Source organism: Streptomyces sp. NPDC001889, from assembly GCF_053594535.1.
On the sequence record NZ_JBSFER010000010.1, the window covers coordinates 211,834 to 233,705 of the forward strand.

A 21,872-nucleotide genomic window follows, 5' to 3' on the forward strand; every position below is an offset into this window, starting at 1 on the left:
AGGCCGCTGCGCTGGCGGCGCCCTACGGGGCTGCGGCCTTCATGCACTGCCCGCTGCGGCCGGTGCAGTCGTCCACACTCTGCTGGTCGAGGGCCACGTGGTAGTGCAGGGCACCGGAGGCGCAGTCGACGACAAGCTGGGGATCGCCGAGGTCCAGACCCAGGCGGTAGCCGTTCATCACCAAGGACAGGGGTGCGGCGAGGGCCATGAGGTCGGTGGCTCGCGCGTGCTCGCGGCGGCCGTCCGCGTCCTTGTGGACACAGCGGTTGGGGCGTCCCCGCAGCTCGTCGCGGATGAAGTCGATCACGCGGGCGAGGACGTCCGGACGGCGCAGGGCCTCGTCACGCAGTCCGCGGACCCTCTGCTCATCGAATTCGGGGTAGTCGCCGTCGAACAGCGTGTGATGGTTCGGGCAGAGGGGTACGACGTTGCCGAGGTGGTGGAACCGGCTGTGGCGATGCTGCTCGGCGATGTGCGCGAGACGGGCGGGCAGCCCTTCGAGCTTGTTCTCCGCAGCCTGCCGGATCGTCGGCCAGTTGCGGATGTGCGCCATCTCCGGACGCGGCCGGGTCGTACCGCACTCCAGGCACGCCTCGCCGAAGATCTTCCGGACGGCCCGGAGCAGAACATCAGGGTTACTCGGCCGGTCGCCGTCTCTCGCCATATCACCACCGTACGGTGCCGGACTGACAACCCGTCCAACCGACATCGTTGTGGGCATCGGCCCGGGCGGGGTGCCCTGCGCACGGCGACTCCCGCACCGGATCCGGCTTGGCGGGCCAGCGGATGTGCGCGATGTCGACGTCACGGCGAGGCGGCCCCGGTCCCACTCCACCAGCACCTCGCGGCACGGTCGGCTGTCGCCGTGGAAGGCACAGTGGGACGCTCCGCCGAAGAGGAGCTCGATGTCCGGTACGGAGACTGCCACTTCCATACCGGACTGCGCCTGCGGAGATTCCGGCCGCCAGTGCCGCCGGGCGGTCACCCGGGAAGACTGCCTGCGGGGGTGGGCTGTCCGGCCTGGGCGGCGGCCTTGCGTTCGGCGGCCTCGGCAACGCGGTAGACCTGACCGCGGTTGACGGGCTTGCCGTGCAGCTTGAGCCACTGGACGAGCCGGGGAGTGTCGAAGCTGCCGAGGACGGTGGTCGCGTAACGGACGGCGTCGGCGTTGCGCATCGGACCGAGAGCGCGGGTGTGCTCGTCGACCGCAGGAATCCCAGGCTGGACGGTGTCCGCGGCGACCGGTGCCGGAGTGAGGACCGGTCGTCGTGGTTGAGGGGACGGCGGCGTGCTCCCAGTCGGCCCAGGCGGTACGGCGGCGCGTTCCGTCGTCCGTGTCCGTGCCGTTGGGGGGTTCGGAGCGACGGGCGGCTTCATGTCAGCGGTTTCGCGCTCGGCGCCGGGCCGCTGCGGTTCGGCCACGGGCGGCGGCTCTTCGGCATCGGGAGCGTGCACGACGGCGGGCGGAGCGGTGTCGGCGACCGGAACGGTGGCCGGGCCCGGCTCCGCAGCAAGGTCGGCGGCGGGTGTCGTGCTCCCCTGGGCCACGAGCTGGTCCGGTTCCTCCGCGGCGCCGGACAGGGGGACCGGGATGCCGTACGCCGCGAGCCGGAGGGGAAGGAGTTCCTCGACCGTCGCCTTACGCCGCCAGGCCCTGCCGTACCGGGCCTTGAGCCGGTCCTGGTAGACCAGCCGGTCCCGTTCCAGCGCGACGGCCTGGTCGTACTCCCGTAGTTCCCACAGCCTCATCCGCCGCCACAGCCGGAACGTCGGCACCGGCGCCAACAGCCAGCGGGCCAGGCGGATGCCTTCCATGTGCTTGTCAGCGGTGATGTCCGCGATCCGGCCCACCGCGTGGCGGGCGGCTTCGATGCTGGCGATGAACAGCAGCGGGGTGGCGGCGTGCATGCCCATGCCCAGCGGGTCGGGCCAGGAAGCGGCGCCGTTGAAGACGATGGTGGCGATCGTCAGCAGCCAGGCCGTCTGCCGCAGCAGCGGGAAGGGTATCCGCAGCCAGGTCAGCAGAAGGTCAAGCGCGAGCAGTACGCAGATACCCGCGTCGATCCCGATCGGGAACCAGGGAGCGAAGTCCCCGAAGCCCTTGCGTTCGGCGAGATCCCTCACCGCGGCATAGGAGCCGGCGAAGCCGATCGCCGCGATGACGACGACACCGAGGACGACCACCGCGATCAGGATGCGGTGGGTACGTGTGAGTTGAACGCGACTGCTGCTGGGGGCCGGCACGCCGGACTCCTTCCATCGTGGAGTCCTGAGTGTCACCCGATCCGCCTGTGGATAGATTTCGCCAACACCGCAGGTCAAGCCCACTGCTGTGCACGCACTCCCCGCAACCGGCTCTGCTCGGTGAAGCCAGCGGCGGACCCGCTTCACCGCACACCCTCCCCAGCGGAGTCCGGCCACCCGGCTCCACCGACACCGCCGCCCGGCCGACCCCAGTCCTCACCGGGACCTCGACCGCCTCGCCAACCCGACGCCCTGCCGCCCGACCGGCTGCGCCCGGGAGCGGGCCGGCGCGCCGGGGCCCCGCTGCGCACTCCTACGCCGACGTCCCCGGGCGCCGGATCTGGGAGCGCACCATCGACGCGCCGACCGCGTACGGATCGGGCTCCCGATCCGGTGCCGGATCGGGCTGAGGCATCTGCGACCTGAGCGCCGCGACGCGCTGGTTGAGGAGATGCTCGGCGGTGCGCCACCGGGCCGCCGATGCTTGTTCGGCAGCGGCCTCTCTGGCCTCCTCCACGCTGTCGTGCAAGTGCCAGCGGCGCATCTGTGCCTCGAACACCGCCGTCGACTCCGCCTCTGCTTCCGGTCCGCGGGCGAGGCGTGACAGTGCGGAGCGCCGGTACTCCCCCGCTGCGAGCTCCGCCGTCAGCCGGCCCAGCACCACCAGGGTTCCGGGCATCGCACCCTCCGCCGCGCCCTGGGCGCGGGCCTGCTCGACCTCGGCGTGGATCTCGGCGTCGACCCGGAGCGCGATCTCCGGCCGGCCGGAGATCGCGCCGGGCTCCGCCCACGCGGCGACCGCGGTCTCCACGGCCCCTGCGATGACCTTCTCGGTCAGCCGCTCCTCGTGGCACAGCCCGCACAGCCCACCGGAATCTTCCTGCCCGCACACCTCGCACGGCCGCGCCTGCTCCAACGCCGCTGCGGCCTCCCACTCCGTCCGCCGCTCGGCCCACGCAGCCTTCTGGGCTGCCCGAAGCTCGGCCGCCTCCTCGTGCCGGACGGCCTGCCACTGCGCGTCCCGGTCGAACTCCTCCCGCAGCCGGGCCTCGAACACCTCCCGGGGAACCTTCGCCACCCCTGCGGCGGGCAGTTCGCGGGCAAGATCAGCAGCCACCCGGTAGCGCAGCCCGCGACGGTCCGCGTGAAGCATCCGGCACGGCTCGCACTCACCCCCCGTGTCCATCCGCCGGCCCTCGTCACACCGGCGGTCCCAGCAGTCCGAACGGCGCGGCAGCGCCTTCGAGATCAGCCAGCCCACCGGATCCTTCACCAGCACCTGCCCCTGAGCGCGTACCCGCCTCCGCAGCCGCTCCCGGAGAAGCCGCTCCGCACCGCTCTCACCGAACGTCCCCCGCAACAGGGCCAGCTGCGACCGAACGGCGCCGAGTACCCGCTGACGGGCCCCGGTACGACCCAGCCGACCCCAGATCATCTCCACCGGCGCCAGCACCTCTTCGAACTGCTTCGGCAACGAGGTCCACACCCGCGGAGCATCACCCTGGGCCTGCCAGAAAGCGAGAGACACGAGAGATGCCTCACCACCCTGCATCTCCCCACCAGCCGGAACATCACCACGCTGTTCCCCGCGCAGCGGGCCACCAGGACCAACTCCGCTCCCGAACCCGGCCGCAGACCCATGCTGATTGCGAGGCTGGTCCTCACGCGCATGCCCGCGTCCCGGCAGCCGGTCGTCACCCGCAACGGCAGAGCCGGAAAAACCCACATCGAAACCGTCAGAACACCCAGTAAGTTCAGCAACAGGTGCGTGGTCAGCGTGGGGCTCGGCACCAACCCCCTCGGCGGCTTCCTCTTCAAAAGCGCTGTTGACCTGCGGAAACTCCGAAGAAGGAGCCGTCTGATCCCCCGATGCACCATCCTGATCGGCCAGAAGATCCTCGAAGGACTCCTGCGCCCAGCCCTCGCCTTCGAGAACCATCCCCTCCGGCCCGACCTCAGGCTGCTCGCTCCCGCATCGTGCACAGGAACCCGCCGCCGCCTCCTGCCCGACCGCCTCCACCACAGGGGAAGGTCCGGCCTTCGGCAACCGGGCCGCCTTCAACCGCTGGTAGGCAGCGTGAACAGCAGGAATCCGGAGCCGGTCCCGGCCGAACCGTTCCGGGCTGTCGAACACCGCCGTCCCCTCCGCCAGCAGCCGGTCGACCACCACAGCCGCTTCGACGGCCGGACAGTCCATGAGACGGGCCACCGTCGCATCCGCCCGCCCAACCCCCTCCGCGACCCGTCCCGGCGCCATCCGCACCCGCCCGTCAGCACGGCACTGCAACACCAGCCGCACCACCGCCAGCCGGTCCGTCCCCGCACCCCTCCCCCGCCGGCCCGCCATGAAGCCGGCAGGGGTCTCCGGCTTCCCCTCCGGAGCCCACCCCGGACACGTCACCGCCTCGCACAACTTCAGAAGGGTCGCCAGATCACGCCTGTTCAGCATCGCGAGCGGATTCCCCACACCCGCGGCCCGTGCCTCCTTCAACGGGAGCAGCTCGAACCGGAGAGCCGTGGTGTACCCGGTCTCCGGATCCGTCACCTTCGAGCACCTCACGGCACCGGTCGCCCGAAGAAGCGGGATCACCGTGTGCGAAAGATGGGAAACGGAACACCCCAGCCATCCAGCGAGATCCTGGCACCGCACCACCACCGAAGCCGACGAGACCGGCGCCTTCGCCAGCAGAACAACCACCGCCAGCCGCACCAGATCGCACGCCCCCACCAACCGCGGATCGGCCAACAGCGTACGAACAGCACTGTCGAGCGCCGCCTGCATCCCTGGAGTGAGCAGCAGCGGTTCCCGGACAGCAGGCACGCTAGAACTACCGGTGGCCGACACGCCATCAGGTGGTCGGTTCGGCTGACACAACGAGGAATCTGGGATGTTCGGGGAAGAGGCCGGCGCACGATTCGGGTCCGTTTTGGACATGACTGAGCCAGGCCCCAGACGGGTAGCTATGATCTGCTCCTGTCGGGGAGGTACGAGGGACGCTCAAATCGCCTGTCGGTTCCGCCTGGGGAGGTAGAGAGACCGACGCACGACGCTAGTCAGTAGGGGTCTGAGTTCCGCTTACCTCCTCGACAACAACGCTGGCCCGGGGGCCTCTCGTGCCAGCTGCGCGCTGGGGGCGCAGTAGTTGGCCGGTTTTCTCAGGCAGCACGTGAAGGATCAGCCCTGGTAGACCGTGTGCTCCTTCTGCGGGGCTCCCGCTTTGGAGTGCGCGCGAGAAGTGAGGGCAGTTCGTCGATCCATCGCCCAATGGGAAGACGCAGAGCCACTTGGGCGTCGAGCAGGGACGGCTCGTGGCCGTCCGAGGAACTGGATTCCAGAGCAGCGCGTTCCTGTCGGCTGTGTGCCACCCGTACCGAGTCCTGCATGATCCAAAGAGTCGTCTCGGGCGTCGTCTTGGGGTCGGTTACGGCATCGCGAGCTGCGTGAAGAGCTGAGAGCTGCCAGGTGTCGATCTCGTGCTTCATCGAACGCTGTCGCGGCCTATCGGGCCAGACGAATTGTGAGATCAGCCGGTAGACCTTGATGACAATTACGTCGGCCTCGAAGTGCTGCTCTGGTAGCACACCGTTCTGCACGGCCCGGTAGACCCAGTTACTGTCCACGCCCGCTGCGACTGCAACAGCGTTGGCACTCAGGCGACCTGACGACATCGACGCTCCTGAAAGAAGATCAATCTGGTGGCGTCAGCATACCTGACCCCGGGGAGTTATTCCCCTGTCAGGGGTATAGGTGCGTAGTGGGGAACGCGCGAGAGCGGATGTGGAGTCAACAAGGTTGCTGGGAAGGTGAATTGTTCGTGGCGAAGGAAGGAATGAAGGTAGCGATAGAGGTAGTGACTAGGGGCTGCATATAGGTAGCAGGATCGGTATACACCCTGCTCAGAGTAGGTTTCGGTTGCTTTCGGGAGGAAGGCATTATGGCTGCCGTTCAGGCTGCTGATGGCGAGCCGAGGAGTGCCGTGAATGGCCCTGGTGATGCTAAGCGGTCTTGAGTGAGAGGCTAGGCGCATCCTGACGGCACGTAGTCAGCCGTTCGTTTGCAGGTGATTAGTGATGATATTGAAATTTATGTCCGGAGTGTCGGAAAAGAGCGAAAAGGGCCACCCCGTGTGGGGTAGCCCTCCTTGCGTGAGCATACGCCTCACACGAGCGGCGCCGGTGCAGGCTTGGGGAGAGGGCCTTCCTTCTCCAAGTCGCGTAGCAGCTGCTGCACGAGGGCTGACATGACGTCCTTGCCTTTGCGACCGTAGTCCGCAGTCTCCAGTGCTTCCAGGATTTCGTCGTAGTTCTGTCGTGCCGTCGGGCTCAGGCTCAGGGTCGTTTTCTTCCCGCGAGGGAGACCCATCTGCTCGGCCTGCAACTTGTCGGCGAGCCCGACGAGCTTGTCTTGGTCGAGAGGGGCGGTACGCAATACCGCGTCCAGGTAGTGACCAAGTGTCAACTCAGCTCGTCCGGTAGCCTTTCGATCACGCTGAACACGGGCCTTCAAAAGCGGCCACAGCCCAGGGATCAGGTTCACGCCTTGAATGTCCCACTGTCGAGAGTGAACTCTGGAATCGACGAAGCTATCCCAGACCTGCTTTTGGGTGCGTCCGTACCTGGGTGCTTCTACGGCTTCAGCAGCGGACTTCTTTCGAGTTGAGGCGGCAGGCCTCTTCCCCGTGCCCTTCGTTGTGGAGGGCTTCGGGTCGGGCTCCGGCTTCGGGTCGGGCTCCGGCTTCGGGTCGGGCTTCGGGTCCGGGTCGGGCTCGGGCTCGGGCTCGGGCTCCGGGTCCGGGTCGGGCTCCGGGTCGGGCTCCGGGTCGGGCTCCGGCTTCGGGTCGGGCTTCGGGTCGGGCTTCGGGTCGGGCTTCGGGTCCGGGTCGGGCTCGGGCTCGGGCTCCGGGTCGGGCTCCGGGTCGGGCTCCGGGTCGGGCTTCGGGTCGGGCTCCGGCTCCGGGTCGGGCTTCGGGTCGGGCTCCGGAGAAGGGGCCGCCTTTTCGTCCGAGGTGCCATCGCCGGCCGGAGTGGCTGCGGCCGATGCCAGGTCCGGCTTGACGTCGGATGGCACCTCGGCGCCGGCGAGTTCCGTTTCCTGCTGGGCGGGCAGCGGCCCCACGGCGACCGAGGGCACCGACGCTAGGTCAGGAACCGGCATGCTGCCACCCTGTGCAAGAAAGGAGCTAGCGGCGACGCTCTCAGCGTTGGCTACGAGTTCTTCTGCACTGGCGGCGCGGTTGCCGCTGCCTCGCCGCGGACGTCGGGTTCTGATTGTGGCGAAGTCACCAGCAGGGTTGTCTGACTGGCGAGGCTTAGACACCGGTAGCCTCCTTGGCCTGCTGCGTCGGTACGCTGGCGGCTTCGGCGGCGTCTAGCGCTTCGTCGGCGCTCGGGGCGATCTTCCATTCCTCCTCAGGCGCGTCCATCCTGTCGAGGACCTCCGTCAAGAACTGCGCGTAGCGCTTTCCGGGAGCAGTTCGGGCGTAGCCCAGCACTGATGGGCGTCCCTTGGAGTAGCTACTGGAGATTCGGGAGTCTTCACGAATCTCCGTGACGAACGGCAAGAGGTTGGCGTCAACCATCTGGTTTCGTACGTCGATCTCTTCTGTTGTCCACTCCCCCATTGGCTTGGCCATGTTGAGAACGACACCAAGATACTTGGGGTCCGCCTTGCCGCGAGTCCGATCCTTGACGTGCCGGATAGTGGAGCGCATGGTTACAGCGCCCTCGACGGTTGCGAGCCTTGGATTGCAGAGCGTCAGGGCATAGTCGCTCGCAGCCAGGGCAACGCCGTTGAGCGACTGGACGGCGGGCGGGGTGTCAAACACCGCGAAGTCATAATCGTCGTCGAGCTCGTCCAGCAGTTCACGGAGTACGTGTGCCTTCTCCACGCCGGCTGCATGCAAGATGTGCTGTGCATTGCTCATTGTGGCCTGTTCCGAGGCAAGCAGGTGGAGGGTCCCTGTTGCCTTCCTGGCCTGAAGAAGTTCGGTGCGGTCGATGATGATGTTCCGCAAAGTCGCGGGAACCCCTTGAGCCGCCTGTTGCAGTGGAAGCGCGAGCGATTTAGCGATGCTTTCGCCCTTGAGGCGGACGCCAAGAGCTATGCCGGCTTGGGCTTGCGGCTCGATGTCGCCAACCAGGACACGGAACCCTGCGAGAGCGAGTCCCGCAGCGAGGTTGACCGTCGTCGTGGTCTTGCCGGGGCCGCCCTTCTGGCTTGCGACGGCGATCTTCTCCACGGACAACTCTCTTCCTGCCAGAGGCCCACGATGGGTGAGCCTGCCGGTGACTCGCTCGGTTTGAGCTGGAATGAAGCTACTTGGCCCCCAGTGCGAGGGCAAGCTATGTCCCTGACAGGGGTGTAGATGGAGAGACCCTAACAGCCTTTGTGTGACTTGTGGGACTGCGACGCGGCATTGGGTTGACAAATCCCTGAGTGGTCTGCTGAGGCGATCGCCTCAACACGCAAGCGGGGACTCGCGGTGGGGGTTTGGCGGATCTGGTGGTCAGTGTGGGTGTGGGTGGGGTTGTGGGCGAGGCGGAGGGTGGGCTGGGAGGAAGCGCGAGGGGTGTGGGTGAGGAGGTGTTGGTGGGTCGCTTTGGGGGTTGTGATGTGCGTATAGAGCGTGGGGTGTTGGTTGGGTGGTGGAAGAGAAGGAGGGAGGTGTTGGAGGTGGATTGTTGGTTCGGTAGCGACGCCAGTGGGACTGAAGTGAAGTTCAGTAGTCGATAGCTGAGAAGTCCGGAAAATCAGTGGGTTGACGTTAAGGACAGTGAGAACGAGTAAAGAGCGATCGTTAAGTGGCTAAGTCGGTGGCAAGGAAAGAAGCTGATTAGGAAAGGAGGTCAGTCGGTCAGATGGTGTGGCGAGGGGTGTGGGTGAGGAGGTGTTGGTGGGTCGCTTTGGGGGTTGTGATGTGCGTATAGAGCGTGGGGTGTTGGTTGGGTGGTGGAAGAGAAGGAGGGAGGTGTTGGAGGTGGATTGTTGGTTCGGTAGCGACGCCAGTGCGACTGAAGTGAAGTTCGGCAGTCGGTGTAAAGAGATGTGAGGGTGAATCAAGTTTGATCAGAAGGCAGTCACGTCAGCATGTAGGTGGGTGAATGAGTGAGTAACCATTGAGGTAGCGATACAGATAAGCGCAAGGGTGTGACCAAGGGGAGTGATGCAGGAGTTGCTAAGGGTGTAGATATCGGTAGGTATAGGGGAAGTGACATGTGGATCAACGAAGGGATCTCAGTGCGGCTAGAGATCCGAACAAGATACGGACGCAGATATGGCATAAAAATAAGGCTAGACATAGCCATACCTATCAGGCCGTCAATAGGTATAGCTATGGGTATATGTGCAGGTCAGAGGGCATGTTGCTGCAATCTGAGGCTCGATAGAAATTGTCTCTCTAGTGAGTGGGGTTGCGCTCGTTGCGGAGCTGGTGGATGGCGGTGGCGAGGTAGAGGGGGCCGGTGATGAGCTGCTGGATGCGGTGGGGTTCGAGTGCAGGGAGGAGCTTGTCGAGTTCGTGGTGGCTGATGCCGAGGATGGCGGCGGCTTCTGCGAGGCCGGCGAGTTCGGGGATGTGGGGGTGGGCTTCGCGGCGGTCGAACTCGGTCTCGGTGAGGATCGTCGCTCCGGTGACGGTGTGGGGGATGCCGGCGGTCTGGGTGGCGTGGTGGGTGGTTTCGAGGGCGAGGGTGAGGGCGTGGGGTGCGTCGTCGGCGTCGACGATGAGGCGGATGGAGGTGTTGCCGTTTTCGGCGGGGCCGACGCCGGGTGCGGTGGCTCCGGTGTCGGCGAGGGCTTCGAAGAGCTGGGTGTAGGTGTCGGGGGTTGCGGGGGAGTCGAGTTCGATGCAGACGCTGAAGGGGGTGGGCACGTGCGGTTTCTCCTTGGGTGAGGGGCGGCACGTTGAGCCGGGCCGCTGGGTGCAGTGTCCCAGCGGCCCGGGTGTTCAGCGCTTGAACCCTGCTCGTTTGAGGTAGGCCATCGAGTTTTTGAGGGAGCGGTGGTCGGAGGGGGTGCCGGGGAGGACGGTGACGAATTGGCCGCTCTTGAAGACCTGGTAGTGGTTGTTCTTGGTCTGGCGGACGGTGAAGTCCTGCTGCTCCAGGGCCTTCACCATCTGCCGGACTTCCTTGCTCGCCATGATCTCCCCTAATCAGGGGGACCATTTCCCCCGTTGACTCTTAAAACTATACCGACCCTCGATGGGGAAGGCAAGTCTTAAGAGTCAATAGTGAGGGTTGGGGGATGCCTGTGCCCCGGGTGCGGGGGTGTCTGGGGTCGAGGGCTGGGGGAGGTGCGAGGTGCTGGTGTGGCCGGCCGCGTCCGCGGCGGCTTGCCGGCGGGTGAGGGCCTGGTCCCAGACGCGGCATTCGTAGGGGGCGTTGTCGGGGCGGAGGGCGCGGGTGGTGCAGACCCAGAGGTAGGGGAAGGCGGGGCCGGTGTCGTTGTGGAAGACGGCGAAAGTGGGGGATCCGCCGTGCGCGGGGAGGCCGCCGGCGGGATGGTGGGGGAGCTGTGGGGTGCGGGGGCCGGTGTAGGTGTCGAGGGTGTACTCCCAGGTGCCGGCGTAGGCGCGGGCGCGCGGGTCGGTGTGCAGGGGGCGGCCCTCGGGCGGGAGGTTGAGGATGAGGGGGTCCTTCGTCTTCCGGTGCTGCGGACGGTCGGGGACCAGGCCGCGCGGGCGGGGGTGGGCGCTGCCGGGGAGGTCGCGCGCCAGTGGGCGGGGGTTGCCGGCTCCGGATCGGTGCGGTGGTCAGGTGAGGGCGGCGACGAGGGCGGCGATGGCGCCTTCGGGGGAGTGGTAGGGCTCGGTGATGCCGTCGGCGGTCCAGCGGCCCTCGGGTGTGGGGTTGATGGGTCCGATCTCGCGGTTTTCGAAACGGACGGAGACGGGCTCCCCCGGGCGGGCGGGGGTGGTTTCGGTGCGGGCGGCGGCGTCGGTGATGTTCCGGACGCTGCCGTGGCGGGGGACGTCGTTGAGGACGGCGGCGGTGGCGGCCAGGCGGTGAGCCGTCTCGTGGGCCAGGGCGGCGATGTCCCGGCAGGGTGCGGCGACCGGCTGGTTGGCGGGCAGGCTGAGGACGGGAGTGCCCAGGGCGGTGCCGGCTGCGGATCCGATCGCGGTCAGCTGCGCGGCGGTGGTCCGGCAGGAGTGTGCGGAGCGGGCGGCGCCGCGCTGAGGCAGAGCGCCGCTCGCCTCCTCGATGCGGGTCAGCGCGGTGCGCAGGGCCTTGGGCCCCCGGGGGAGGGTCTTGGCCGTGGTCCGGAGTTCGAGGCGTGCGCGGTGGAGGGCTTCGACGGCGTCGTAGGCGGAGTGGGGGTGGGTGAAGGGGCCGGTGAGGAAGCGCGGGAGCTCGGCGGCGGTGGCGGTCAGGCGGACTGCCGCGCGTTCGCTGTGTACGAGGAGTTCGGTGAGGGGGTAGGACATCCATTCCAGGGCCTCCCCGGTCGCGGTGGCGAGGAGGGCGCGTGCCGGCCGGTGCAGATCGTGCAGGAACCGTGCGGTGCGGTTGCATCCGGCGGCGGTGTCGAAGTGGCGCTCGGACCTGAGCGTTTCCAGTCCGTCCAGGAGGGCTGCGACCTTCGGCTGGCGCAGGGCGGCGAAGAAGTAGGCGCGGGAGGCTGCTTCGACGAGGTCCTGATAGAGGCCCGTGGTGCGGGCGAGGTCCTGCTGCGCGTCCTGGGCGCTGGTGTAGGGGCGGAGTTCGGTGTCGGGGAGCCCGTGGCGGTGGGCGTGCAGGATGACGGCGTCGGCGGCGGCCCGGGTCTCGTCGGCGCGGCGGGGGCCGGCGGTCTGTCCGCGGTGAGCGGTCCATCCGGTGGTGCGGGTCAGGCGGGCGACGGTCTGGCCGTCGGGGCCGGTGACGTCGCGTTCCCCGGCGGCGCCGGCGGCGGGGCGGATCCGGAACGAGGGGAAGGCGGGGATCTGCACGGGGAGTTCCTTGGGTGGGCGCGGCGGCGGGACGGGGGCTGGTCAGGTGGGAGAGCCGAGTTCGGGGAAGAGGCGGGTGGTTTCGGCGAGGGACCAGTCGCGCAGGGCGCCGGCCGCGTCCTGGTCCTCCTCGTCGAAGTCGTCGCCCCAGAAGTACGGGTCCTCGTTTCCGCGCTGCTTCAGTTCGGCGCGCAGGGTCCTGATCGCGGAGGTGTAGGTGAGGTCGGGGAGGTTCCCGGCGTCGGTGGTGCGGTGTGCGGAGCACAGGAGGGTGGCGATGGCGCGGGCGGTGAGGGTGTGGGGGACGGTCAGGGTGATGCGGGTGGAGCCGTCGGTGTAGGGGTGGGCGGCGAATCGGGCGGGCATCGGGCTCCTCGGGGCGGTGGTGTGGCCGGGGCGGGTCCGGCTCGGCGTCGGCCGCTTGTTCCTGGCCTGGCCTGGCCCGGTCCGGTCCGGTCCGCGTGGTTGCCGGGCGCCGCGGTCCCGGCCGGGCGGGGCCGTACGCCCGCTTTGGGGCGGGCGTACGGGCGGGCGGCCTACACGGGGTGGCAGCAGGTGGCCGGGATGCCGGGGAGCAGGTGGCGCTCGACGCCTGCGGGAACGTAGGTGCGCTCGCGCAGCAGGTCGGTGGAGTCCGGGTCCAGTTCGACGGTGGCGATCGCACGGGTGCGGTTCTGCTTGATCGCGGTGACCGTGCCGGTCAGGTCGGTGAGGTACTTGGGCTTGATGTTGTCGATGCGGACCCGCGCGCCCTTGGTGACGGCGGCGGCGCGGACCTCGCGCAGGGTCCGGGTCCGCTGGTTGAGTGCGGACTGGATGCGGCCGAGGGCGTCTTCGTCGGCGTGCATGGTGATGAACTCGACGGCGGTGGTCAGGGTGGGAGCGGCGGTCGGGGCGGTCGTGGAAGTGATGGTGTTCTCCTTCGTGCGGGGCGGGTTGGGTGTGCGGAGCAGGCGGTGTCCGGCCCGGGTGTTGCGCGGCGGCGTGTCCGCCTGCGGGGTGGCGGTCAGCGCAGGGTGACCCTGCCGGTGACGCTGCTGGCGATGGTGTGGAGGCGGCGGCTGTTGTCCACGCGGATGTCGCCGGAGACCGAGGAGGCGTGCAGGGTGCCCGTTGCGGGCGGGCTGACGCGGACGTCCACGGATCCGGAGACGGTCCTCGCGCTGAAGTGCCCGCCGCCGTAGCGGGTGACGGTGATGCTCCCGGAGGTGGTGACGGCTTCCAGGTGGCGGGCGTCGCCGACGGAGAGCGAGCCGGAGACCGACCGGAACTCCACGCGCTCCAGGCGTCCGTTCACGAACGCGTCGGAGGAGACGGAGACCATGCCGAGGCTGGAGCCAGGGGGGAGGTCGACCTCCGCCCGGATGCGGGACTCGCCGGGCAGAGCGCCTGCGGAGAGGCGGAACGCGTGTCCGCCGTCGGGGGAGCCGGAGCCCGTGGTGAAGTTCATGGCGGTGTGCGTCGTGTGGATGCTGTCCTGCGGGCCTTCCCGGGAGGGGATCTCCACGCTGAGCACCGGTCCGTCCTGGCGGATGCGGGCCGCGTTGATGGCGGCGGCTCCGCCGGGCCCGGCCGTGCGCAGGGTGATCCGGGCGGTGGTGATGTGGTGGTCGATCCTCGCGTGCACGCTGCCTGCGGGGAGACCGAGTCCGAGGACGACCGCTCCGGGGGAGGAGGACTGGATGATGCGATCCTGCATGGGACTCCGCGTTGCGAGGCGTGGGGAGGGGAACCCCCTCCCTGATGACGCTTAAGACTATACGATGTGCGGCGTGATGGCGCAAGTCTTAAGAGGCTTTAGGGGTGTGGTTCGGGTTGTGGGGCCCGGCTTCGGTGCTTCCCGGCGTCCCGGTCGTTCCGCTGGCCGGGCGCTGGCGAGGGGGAGGGCTTCCCGGCGGGGCGGAATCCGCTCCGGCCGTGCGGACGGACGGGACCGCCGGGCGGGGCGCGGGTCCGCCGCCCGGCGCGTGCCGGGGCGGGGGTCAGGCGTGCCCGGCCGCGGTGTTGCCCGGTGCCGTGCGGCCGTGCTCGGTCAGCCATGCCGTGTGGGCCGCGTGTCCCTTGTCGGTCATGGTGCGCACGCCGTTGACGGCGCGGGTGACCAGGCCGCCGGCTTCGAGGCGTGCCAGGGCGGCGGGGTGCCCGGTGACCGTGCCGTTGTCGTTCTCCGCGAGGATGCGCGCTCCGGTGGGGCTGAGTCCGCTCATGAGGTCTTTCCTGTCAGAAGTGCGGCCGGGGAGGCCGGTTCGGGGGAGGGGCTGTTCTTCGGCGTGGTGGGCTGCGGCGGGCAGCGGACCGGGTGACACAGGCCGTCGTGGCCGGTGGCCAGGGCGCACCCGTCGTCGCAGGTGTGCCCGGCCTCCGCCTGAGAAGTCCCGGCCTTCTCGTGGCAGCCGACGCACAGGGCGGGCCGGCCGGGGTGGTCGTTGTCCCGTGCGAGGAAGCCGGGCTCGCCGCACCTGTCGCAGCGCTCGGCCTGAGCGGCTTCCGTGCCGCCCGGGATGCCCGCAGGGACGGCGGCGGGGGACTGCGGGCCCGGTCCGGAGTCCGGAACGCCCATGGCGGGCGCCTCGGCCGGGGCGCCGATCGGCGTGGACGGCGTCGCACCGGAGTCCTGCGGGTGAAGGGGCCCGCGTGCGTGCCGGGTGCGGTCGTCGGCTGCCGGGGAGAGGAAGGGACCGGAATCCGTCCGGGCGTGTTCGAGACCGGCGGTGCTGTGGCCCGCGCGTGCGAGGCGGGCGGCGAGATCCGCGGCGTTCACGGTGGTGTCCGGGCGTGCGGCGGCGTCGGCGACGATCCGCAGCACATCGTCCCGCTGCCGCTCCGCCTCGGCGCGTGCCTCGTGAGGGGTGGAGCGGCCCGCGCGCTGGAGGGTGAAGACGAACCGCTCGGGGGAACCGGCGGTACCGATGTCCATCTTCACCGGCGTCTCGGCGTAGTTGGGAGCATCGCCGAGCATGGCCCTGGCGGCGGCGACCCAGTGGGCGGCCATCTCATGGGCCGGTGCGATCTCCATGGCCGTGCCGTTGCGGAAATCGGCGGACCGCAGCGCGGTCTCGGCGAGCCGGCGGTCGATCCAGCGCTGCCCCGCGGCCTGGCCGAGTACGGCCTCCACCACGGGGATCAGCACGGTGGCCGGATCACGGGGCAGAGACCGCGCTGCCCGGGGACAGCGGTCGGTGAGCACGGCGAGTGCCACGTCCGCGACTTCGTGCAGGGCGCCGTCGTCAAGGGGGGCGGTCATGCGGTCGAAGAGCCTTTCGTTCATGGGAGAAGAGGGCGGGCCCGCCTGGCCCGGCGGGGGAGCGGTCCGGGCCGGTGCAGGAAGTGGCGCGGGCGAGCCGGAAGCGGAGCGGGCCTGGCCGTACCGCCCATGACCCGGTGCGGGGCGCGGGCCCGGCAGGTGCGGCCGTCAGCCCCCGTGCCCACGGGCCGGGGCCGTGGTGATGTCGAAGTCGAGCGGGCGGACGGCGGGCGCGTCCGGATCGTTCCGCTGCGCGAGCAGGGCGGAGTGGTAGACGGCCTGTGCGCTCAGGCCCGGGTCCGCGTCGATGCGCCAGGTGCGGGCGCCCGGACCGGCGGGGCCGGGCTCCGTGCCGGGGCCGGCGTCCGTCTCGTGGAAGGTGACCGTCCACCTCTGGCCCAGGCCGTTCGCCGCCGGCAGGGAGGCGCGTGCTCCGGTGCCGGTCACTGCGTCATCCCGGTTCCGCCGTGCCCGGCGGATGCCGGGGCAGGGCGGGGGCGGATGGTGTAGGCGTCGAGCAGCAGGCGGGCTCCGTGCCGGTGTGCGTCCTGCTGGCGGCGGGTGAGCACCTCCCACCGCAGAGGGACCGTCCCGGCGCGGGTCCGGATCTCGTTGAGCCTGCGCGCGAGGTCCTCGACGCGGCCGGTCGACTGGAGGGAGAGCAGGAAGCGGTGGACGAGGCGGTTCCACCGGGCGTCGGCGAGCGCGTGGTGGGCGTCGCCCTCGTGCGCGGGAAGCTCCTCCTTGGCCACGCCGAGATCGTCGGCCATGACCTTGAGATCGGTGAAGTACCTCGGCACGCGTTCGGGCATCCGCGTCCAGTCGCTGTCCCACATCGCATGCAGCCGGCACAGGTCCTGCGCCCCGAAGTAAGCCACGGCCTTCGGGGTTTCCGGGCCGTCGAAGTAGCCCTCCAGGTCGTGGGCGATCTCCTGCGCGGAGCGCACGTACCGGTAGTGCGGGTGGCCGGTGTCCCAGGTGATCGCCGTGGGGGCTCCGCCGGCGTCGCGGGTCACGGTGACGGGGAGGTACGGCAGGACGTGGTCGCAGATGAAGGCGTGGTCCAGGAGGCCGGAGAGGTTCGCCCCGGCGTGGACGGCGTAGTAGTCGCGGCCGGCGTCGTCGGTGACGCCCAGGGACAGCAGTCCGGCCGGCGTGGGGTCGCGCGGGTCGAACTCGCAGTCCAGGAAGGTGGTGCGGCTGGTCATGTCGGGGATGCTCCATATCTCGCGGCGCGGTCCGCTCGGGACCGGCGGCGCCGCGGAAGAGGGGAAGTGACGCCGGGCGCCCGGGGTGCGGGCGCGGTGCCCAGTCGGTCCGGGGAGAGGGGCGGGGGCGTCCCGCGCGGCAGTTCCCGCCCCGGGGCTGCGCGCCCGCGTCGCAGGGCGTTACCGGGAACGCCGCCCGGGCAGCCCCGGGCGCGTCCTGCGCCGAGGTGCCGAGCCGCCCTTTCGATGCCTCTTAAGAGTATACGAATATCCGGAATGGGTGCAAGTCTTAAGGGTCGCTTGAGGGGTGGTGCCCACTCGCGTCATCAGGTATAGTTTTAAGAGTCAAGAGGGGGGTGGGTTCCACACCTCGGCCACCGCGCCCCCGACCGCTCCCGACAGAGAGCCGATGCCCGTGACCAGCACCCAGCGCGTCTTCGCCTTCCGCGTCCCCGCGACCGCGATCGTCCACGTCCGCCACACCAGCGAAACGGCCGCCGCCGCAGTTCTCGCCGACGCCCTCAACGCGGACATCGAACTCGCAGACGGCACCACCTACCAGGGAGTCCGCCTCAGCACCCTCGCACTCGACGAGGCAGGGGAACTGGACCAGATCGACGGCATCCCCCTCGACGACCGCTGCTCCAACGAGGACTGCCGCGACGAACTCGACGGCGACTCGTGGGACGGCGACTGCGCCAGCTGCGCCGACCGCACGTACAGCGCGGATGTCGCCGCCGGACGCGAATACGCCTGACCGAACCGCTCCCCCACACACCCGCCCCCAGCACGGGAGACACCGGTGACCGACGACACCACCCAGACCCACACCGACAGCGAGCCTGGCACCGGCCCGGACCTCACCGGCGATCCGCGCACCCCGGAGCACATGCCGCCCCCGCCGGAGGTCGTCGTCGACCCGCAGTCCGGCAAGGCCACCCAGGAGTACATCCGGGCGATGGCCCGGAAGGGACTCCTGCACCATGCGGAGCCCGGCGAGACGAAGACCCGGCCGTTCCGGTGGATGCCCGTACTCACCACCCGGCTGCTGCTCCCCACCGGCGCGTGCGCCGGCCTCAGCTGGATCTTCGGCGCGATGGCCGAGCACCCGGCCCCGGAACCGGGCACGCGCTCCCTGAACGACGTGATGCGGCACCACTTCGTCGAACTCTGCGAAGGTCTCGAAACCGTGGCCGCACTCGGCGCAGCCCTGGCCGCGCTCCACGGGACCGTGCGCGTCTTCGGCATCCTCTCCGCCCACGAGCAGTACCGGTCGGCCCAGGGGCACTTCGTCCTGGCGGCCGATCTCGACGACACCGCGCGCCGCCTGCTGGCACGGGCACAGACCGCCGTGGACGCCGTACGCGCCACCCGGATCCACGCCCACGATCTCCTCGACCGGCAGCGCAACGACGTCCTGCTCCCCGCCCAGCTCTGGTCCATCGCCTGCGACCTCGCCGCCTACAGCCGCCTGTCCGGGCAGCACCCCGACGAGCCCCGTACCCACTCCCTCACCGAGATCGTCTCCTCGCGTGCCGGGGATCTGGAGCGGGTACGCCGCGGAATCGACCGGCGGGTCGCCGCCCTGGAGGCGTACGCCGTCCACGCCCGGCAGTCCGACGCCCTCTACCAGGAGTGGTGCGAGGCGCGGGACCTCGCCGACGGGCACGCCGAGGTCACCGACCTGCTGGCCCGGACGGCGGCCGAGGACCTTGACATCGCGGAGACCGCCGGTATGACCGGGAAGGCCGGGGAGGTCGGGGCCGCCTTCCGCACCGCGCTGGACGAGACGCGGACCGCTGCGGCCGCCGCCCTGCCCTCCCACGGCGACCACTGACCGGGACACGGACACCCACCGGCTCCCCGGCGGTCATCACCGTTCAGCATCCGGGCAGCAGCCCACCGTCCGCAGGCCGACCATACTCGGCCCGGCCATGGCCGCACACACGAAAACGCGACGTGCGGCCCCGCCTTCCACGGGTACCCTCGACCCGGCTCCGCCGTCGGCGTCCCGTGCCGGACCGACGGGCGCCAAGGACGGGAGCGACTCCCGGGATCGGGAAAGGGATCGACATGCAGACGGCCGCCGCGGGCACCGGGAACATCGTCGTCGACACACAGATCGTCTCCTACGCGATGAAGGACCCGCACAGGCCGCTCCCCGACAACGCCGTCATACCGTCCACCGTCGCCCAAGAGCTCTTCCTGATGCAGGACCAGCACTCCGGGCGCCCCCGATTCTTCCTGCCGGCACTCGGCAAGCACAGCCTTCTCCGCGGTCTCAACGGGCATTGGGACAGGCCGACGAACCGGCCCCTGTTCAAGCAGAGCGCGGACCGCATCATGATGGACTTCGCGGGAGACTTCGACCCCGTCCTGGAGCGGAGCCACCTGGGCGTCAGCAGTGTCCTGGCCCAGCGCGAACGGGACACCTTCCGCCTCGCGACCCGCCATCTGCCCAAGCACGACCGGGACGTCCTCCTGCGGCGATTCGACTTCCTTCTCCAACACCCGCTGGACCTCCGCCCGCTCCACGACACCCACATCACCTCGGCCCTGGAACTCCTCTCCCGCCTGACCCGGAGCGGAGGGAACACCAAGCACCAGTTCCGCAACACACTGAACGACATGCTCATCCTCGCCGTGGCCCTCACCGAAGGCGCTCTCCTCACCCAGGACAAGGAACTCGCCCGAGTGGCCGGCGACTACTTCACCGACACGGGCCAGAACGGGGACACCTACCTCCTGGAGCAGCCCCGGGCAGAGCAGAAGGACAGAAAGCCGCTGCGGGAGAGCAAGGGCTACGTCAACCGCGGGTGGAGCTACTCCCTGCGCAAATAGGGCACCGGGACCGGAGTGCGGTGAACACCGAAGACGGCCCCTGGTCCACACCGTCCCCGGCTCCCGGACCACTACCGGGCCCGATACGGCCCAGCGTCGGCGAGGCGATGGCTCTTGCCGCGCGCACAACGATCGACACAACTCGGTTCCGATGTGGGATCAGCCGTTCGGCGGGAACAGTGTTTGTTGATCGCCCCGGGGATTCGAACCGCAACCGCGAGCTGAGTCCGCCTCCCTGTTCGGCTGTTCCATCGCAGGAGATCTGTTCCACGCCGTGCAGTCGGACGCGTGCACTTGGCGACGGAAAGAACCCCCGCTGGGCTGGTCACGGTTACCGCGGGCGGGCGTGACTGTCACTGCTGCCCGGCATCCTGGCCGACGTGACCACCACACCGAAGAACGAACCGACGGCCTCCGCGGGGCTGCCGCGCCGCCAGCACGCCGACCAGTACAGCGGCACCCGCTACCGCTCATCCCGCCGGCCGCCCGCCACCGAGTACCAGTGCGACCTCTGCCCGGACGCCGCAGAGTTCTGGGACCACTGCCACGACCACGGCACCGTCCGCGGACCGCTCTGCCGCAGCTGCAACGGCAGCGAGTACCTGTGGCCCCACACCCACCACGGCGTCCGGCACCTGATGCGGTGCCCCGGCTGCCGGACAGCCGGGCACCCGCCGCTGCGCGCCCGGATCCAGCGTGCTGCCATGACCGTGGGGCTGGTGCTGGGCCACGTCCACACCGGCCCGTCGGGGAGCGGATGGCCGGGGGAGTGGGACGGCGGGAGAGAGCAGTGGCGGGAGCGGTGGGAAGAGGTCTTCCGCCAGCTCTCCGCGGGCGGTATCGACGCGACGGCCGTGTGCGGGCAGGCGGAGTGCGGAGCCCGGTGGCGGGTGACGCTCAGCCGGGACGACTTCCACCTCCTGGACCGGGTCCGCATGCTGACCCAGCCGCTCCTGCCGGGGCAGGGAGGCCGCTCCCCCGAACGCCAGTTCCAGGCGGAGAACACCCCCGTGTTCTGGCACGCCACGCCCCCTGAGGGGCCCGTGTTCGCAGATACGGACCGGCCCGGGCCGGTGACCGTCCTGGTGCCCGGAGCCTACGGCCGGCGACTCGAAGCGGCTCTCGGTGACCTGCTCGGCGAGATCGCGACCGAGGTCCGCTGGGTAGACCGGGGCCGGTCCGCCTCCCTGGAGATCACCGCACACACGATCGGCCTCATCGCCCTGAACGCCCTGCTGCACCTTCCTCGGCACCGGATGGACCCGGGATCCTGGACGAGGGCCGAGGACCATGGTCAGGTCCGGACCGGCGAACGAGTCCGTGAGGCCCTGGCCGCACTCCAGGGCGGACTGGGCTGACCCGGCCGCACATCCACTGCGCCGTCCGACCGGCTGCGGGCACCGGCACCGCACGGGAGCCGGTCTCCTGGAGGTGTCACTGGCCCGCGTCCGCGACCGGAAGGACGGGCCCGGACTCCCGACCGCTCACCTCGACGGTACGGGCGCCGCACTCGTCAGAGATAACGAGCACGGTCTCGGGACAGGGGGAGGTCGGCCCACCCCGGCACGTCGAGTACTGACGGGCTTCGACGGTGCACAACTCCCCCTCGGGTTTGACGAAAAGCCTCTGGCCAGTGGCGTCCGTGGGAGCTGCGATGGCGATCAACCGCCCTTTCCGCGCACTGGCGATGGCCAGTATCCGGTAGCAAGGGGAGCCGCCTGAACTGCATGCGTGGTGGCCGGCTCGGTGGGATCGGTCAACACCCCCGGGACGGTGAATTCCCGGGAAACTACCTCCCTGGCGGTGTGCCACGCGGCAGGATAGGGCTGCACCGGGCGACAGGGGAGGCATCGCAGTGGCCAAGGTGATCGTCACCGACCACTTCCACGACCACAGCGGCGAGGGAGACCGGCGCCGGAGCTTCTCCCCGCCCACGGCGGCCTCCGAGCCGTACGAGCACGGCGTCAGCCACTCCATGGTGGCCCAGCTCTACGACGTTGCCCTGGACGGCTGCGCCGGCTGCCGGCAGACCCTGCTGGACCACATCGCCGAGGACGCGAGCACGACCGCGTCCGTGGTGGCCTGGGCCTGCCTGATCACGTCCGAGACCTACGGCGAACTCCCCGAGGACCTGATCGCGGAGCACGTGGACGAGCAGGGCGCGCGCGGCGAGTACACCCCTGCGCCGGCGTTCCGGGAGCTCGCCCGGGTCTATGAGGAGACCGAGCGCTATCCCGACCTCCACGAGCGGGTCCGTGAACGGTGTGCGGCGATGAGCGCGGACGAGCGGCGCCGGGCGGCGGACTCCGCGGTCACCATCGCCGCAGGCCTCACCGACGTCGGAATCGACTTCCTCTGAACAGCCCTCCGTCTCCTGCCCGGACACGCCGCTGGGCCCGCGCC

General features: G+C 69.7%; 20 protein-coding genes. 5 read left to right on the forward strand and 15 right to left on the reverse strand.

Annotated features, from left to right (window positions below):
* Positions 1-22: 22 nt before the first annotated feature.
* From ACWCRA_RS13880 to ACWCRA_RS13950, 15 genes are all read right to left on the reverse strand, one after another.
* Complete coding sequence (locus tag ACWCRA_RS13880) at positions 23-664, reverse strand: HNH endonuclease (protein WP_451067634.1); 642 nt, start codon at positions 662-664, stop codon at positions 23-25.
* Positions 665-981: 317 nt separating this feature from the next.
* A complete protein-coding gene (locus ACWCRA_RS13885) occupies positions 982-2,244 on the reverse strand; it encodes a DUF2637 domain-containing protein (protein WP_451067635.1) in 1,263 nt (420 codons plus the stop codon).
* A gap of 313 nt (positions 2,245-2,557) precedes the next feature.
* Positions 2,558-5,026: a hypothetical protein gene (locus ACWCRA_RS13890; RefSeq protein ID WP_451067636.1), complete on the reverse strand. Its 2,469-nt coding sequence runs from the start codon at positions 5,024-5,026 to the stop codon at positions 2,558-2,560.
* A gap of 1,377 nt (positions 5,027-6,403) precedes the next feature.
* Entirely contained in the window at positions 6,404-7,399 is a 996-nt protein-coding gene (locus tag ACWCRA_RS13895; RefSeq protein WP_451067637.1) for a hypothetical protein, read from the reverse strand.
* A gap of 154 nt (positions 7,400-7,553) precedes the next feature.
* Positions 7,554-8,483 carry a ParA family protein gene (locus ACWCRA_RS13900; RefSeq protein WP_451067638.1) on the reverse strand — a complete coding sequence of 310 codons (930 nt, stop codon included), beginning with the start codon at positions 8,481-8,483 and terminating at the stop codon, positions 7,554-7,556.
* 1,158 nt (positions 8,484-9,641) lie between these two features.
* Positions 9,642-10,115, reverse strand: coding sequence for a hypothetical protein (locus ACWCRA_RS13905; RefSeq protein ID WP_451067639.1), 474 nt, complete (start codon positions 10,113-10,115; stop codon positions 9,642-9,644).
* 75 nt (positions 10,116-10,190) lie between these two features.
* The gene (locus ACWCRA_RS13910) at positions 10,191-10,385 is read right to left on the reverse strand and encodes a hypothetical protein (RefSeq protein ID WP_451067640.1); all 195 of its coding nucleotides are present in this window, start codon (positions 10,383-10,385) and stop codon (positions 10,191-10,193) included.
* Positions 10,386-10,997: 612 nt separating this feature from the next.
* Positions 10,998-12,176 (reverse strand): hypothetical protein, encoded by a 1,179-nt coding sequence (locus ACWCRA_RS13915; RefSeq protein WP_451067641.1) that lies wholly within the window; start codon positions 12,174-12,176, stop codon positions 10,998-11,000.
* A gap of 42 nt (positions 12,177-12,218) precedes the next feature.
* Positions 12,219-12,542, reverse strand: a complete 324-nt coding sequence (locus ACWCRA_RS13920; protein WP_451067642.1) for a hypothetical protein — start codon at positions 12,540-12,542, stop codon at positions 12,219-12,221.
* A 170-nt stretch (positions 12,543-12,712) separates the two neighbouring features.
* Positions 12,713-13,024, reverse strand: a complete 312-nt coding sequence (locus ACWCRA_RS13925) for a hypothetical protein (protein ID WP_451067643.1) — start codon at positions 13,022-13,024, stop codon at positions 12,713-12,715.
* Positions 13,025-13,182: 158 nt separating this feature from the next.
* Positions 13,183-13,875 carry a DUF4097 family beta strand repeat-containing protein gene (locus tag ACWCRA_RS13930; protein WP_451067644.1) on the reverse strand — a complete coding sequence of 231 codons (693 nt, stop codon included), beginning with the start codon at positions 13,873-13,875 and terminating at the stop codon, positions 13,183-13,185.
* Positions 13,876-14,158: 283 nt separating this feature from the next.
* On the reverse strand, positions 14,159-14,383 hold the full coding sequence (locus ACWCRA_RS13935; RefSeq protein ID WP_451067645.1) for a hypothetical protein: 225 nt from the start codon (positions 14,381-14,383) through the stop codon (positions 14,159-14,161).
* A complete protein-coding gene (locus ACWCRA_RS13940; RefSeq protein ID WP_451067646.1) occupies positions 14,380-15,444 on the reverse strand; it encodes a hypothetical protein in 1,065 nt (354 codons plus the stop codon). Before ACWCRA_RS13940 ends, ACWCRA_RS13935 begins: the two co-directional genes overlap by 4 nt.
* Positions 15,445-15,588: 144 nt before the next feature.
* Positions 15,589-15,867 (reverse strand): hypothetical protein, encoded by a 279-nt coding sequence (locus tag ACWCRA_RS13945; RefSeq protein ID WP_451067647.1) that lies wholly within the window; start codon positions 15,865-15,867, stop codon positions 15,589-15,591.
* A complete protein-coding gene (locus ACWCRA_RS13950) occupies positions 15,864-16,628 on the reverse strand; it encodes a hypothetical protein (RefSeq protein ID WP_451067648.1) in 765 nt (254 codons plus the stop codon). Before ACWCRA_RS13950 ends, ACWCRA_RS13945 begins: the two co-directional genes overlap by 4 nt.
* Positions 16,629-17,043: 415 nt before the next feature.
* Here ACWCRA_RS13950 and ACWCRA_RS13955 point away from each other — a divergent pair, with 415 nt between their 5' ends.
* The 5 genes from ACWCRA_RS13955 (at position 17,044) to ACWCRA_RS13975 (ending at position 21,828) form a co-directional block, all read left to right on the forward strand.
* Positions 17,044-17,385: a hypothetical protein gene (locus tag ACWCRA_RS13955; RefSeq protein ID WP_451067649.1), complete on the forward strand. Its 342-nt coding sequence runs from the start codon at positions 17,044-17,046 to the stop codon at positions 17,383-17,385.
* Between the two features lie 45 nt (positions 17,386-17,430).
* Positions 17,431-18,465 (forward strand): hypothetical protein, encoded by a 1,035-nt coding sequence (locus ACWCRA_RS13960; RefSeq protein ID WP_451067650.1) that lies wholly within the window; start codon positions 17,431-17,433, stop codon positions 18,463-18,465.
* Between the two features lie 236 nt (positions 18,466-18,701).
* On the forward strand, positions 18,702-19,469 hold the full coding sequence (locus tag ACWCRA_RS13965; RefSeq protein ID WP_451067651.1) for a PIN domain-containing protein: 768 nt from the start codon (positions 18,702-18,704) through the stop codon (positions 19,467-19,469).
* A 380-nt stretch (positions 19,470-19,849) separates the two neighbouring features.
* Positions 19,850-20,827: an endonuclease domain-containing protein gene (locus tag ACWCRA_RS13970; protein ID WP_451067652.1), complete on the forward strand. Its 978-nt coding sequence runs from the start codon at positions 19,850-19,852 to the stop codon at positions 20,825-20,827.
* Between the two features lie 497 nt (positions 20,828-21,324).
* On the forward strand, positions 21,325-21,828 hold the full coding sequence (locus tag ACWCRA_RS13975) for a hypothetical protein (RefSeq protein ID WP_451067653.1): 504 nt from the start codon (positions 21,325-21,327) through the stop codon (positions 21,826-21,828).
* Positions 21,829-21,872: the final 44 nt, after the last annotated feature.

Bases quoted from the DNA above. Each gene is read 5' to 3' on its own strand.
- ACWCRA_RS13880 (WP_451067634.1), bottom strand. From the start codon at position 664: ATGGCGAGAGACGGCGACCGGCCGAGTAACCCTGATGTTCTGCTCCGG.
- ACWCRA_RS13890 (WP_451067636.1), bottom strand. From the start codon at position 5,026: ATGCAGGCGGCGCTCGACAGTGCTGTTCGTACGCTGTTGGCCGATCCG.
- ACWCRA_RS13895 (WP_451067637.1), bottom strand. From the start codon at position 7,399: ATGCCGGTTCCTGACCTAGCGTCGGTGCCCTCGGTCGCCGTGGGGCCG.
- ACWCRA_RS13910 (WP_451067640.1), bottom strand. From the start codon at position 10,385: ATGGCGAGCAAGGAAGTCCGGCAGATGGTGAAGGCCCTGGAGCAGCAG.
- ACWCRA_RS13920 (WP_451067642.1), bottom strand. From the start codon at position 12,542: ATGCCCGCCCGATTCGCCGCCCACCCCTACACCGACGGCTCCACCCGC.
- ACWCRA_RS13925 (WP_451067643.1), bottom strand. From the start codon at position 13,024: ATGCACGCCGACGAAGACGCCCTCGGCCGCATCCAGTCCGCACTCAAC.
- ACWCRA_RS13930 (WP_451067644.1), bottom strand. From the start codon at position 13,875: ATGCAGGATCGCATCATCCAGTCCTCCTCCCCCGGAGCGGTCGTCCTC.
- ACWCRA_RS13935 (WP_451067645.1), bottom strand. From the start codon at position 14,383: ATGAGCGGACTCAGCCCCACCGGAGCGCGCATCCTCGCGGAGAACGAC.
- ACWCRA_RS13940 (WP_451067646.1), bottom strand. From the start codon at position 15,444: ATGAACGAAAGGCTCTTCGACCGCATGACCGCCCCCCTTGACGACGGC.
- ACWCRA_RS13950 (WP_451067648.1), bottom strand. From the start codon at position 16,628: ATGACCAGCCGCACCACCTTCCTGGACTGCGAGTTCGACCCGCGCGAC.
- ACWCRA_RS13965 (WP_451067651.1), top strand. From the start codon at position 18,702: ATGCAGACGGCCGCCGCGGGCACCGGGAACATCGTCGTCGACACACAG.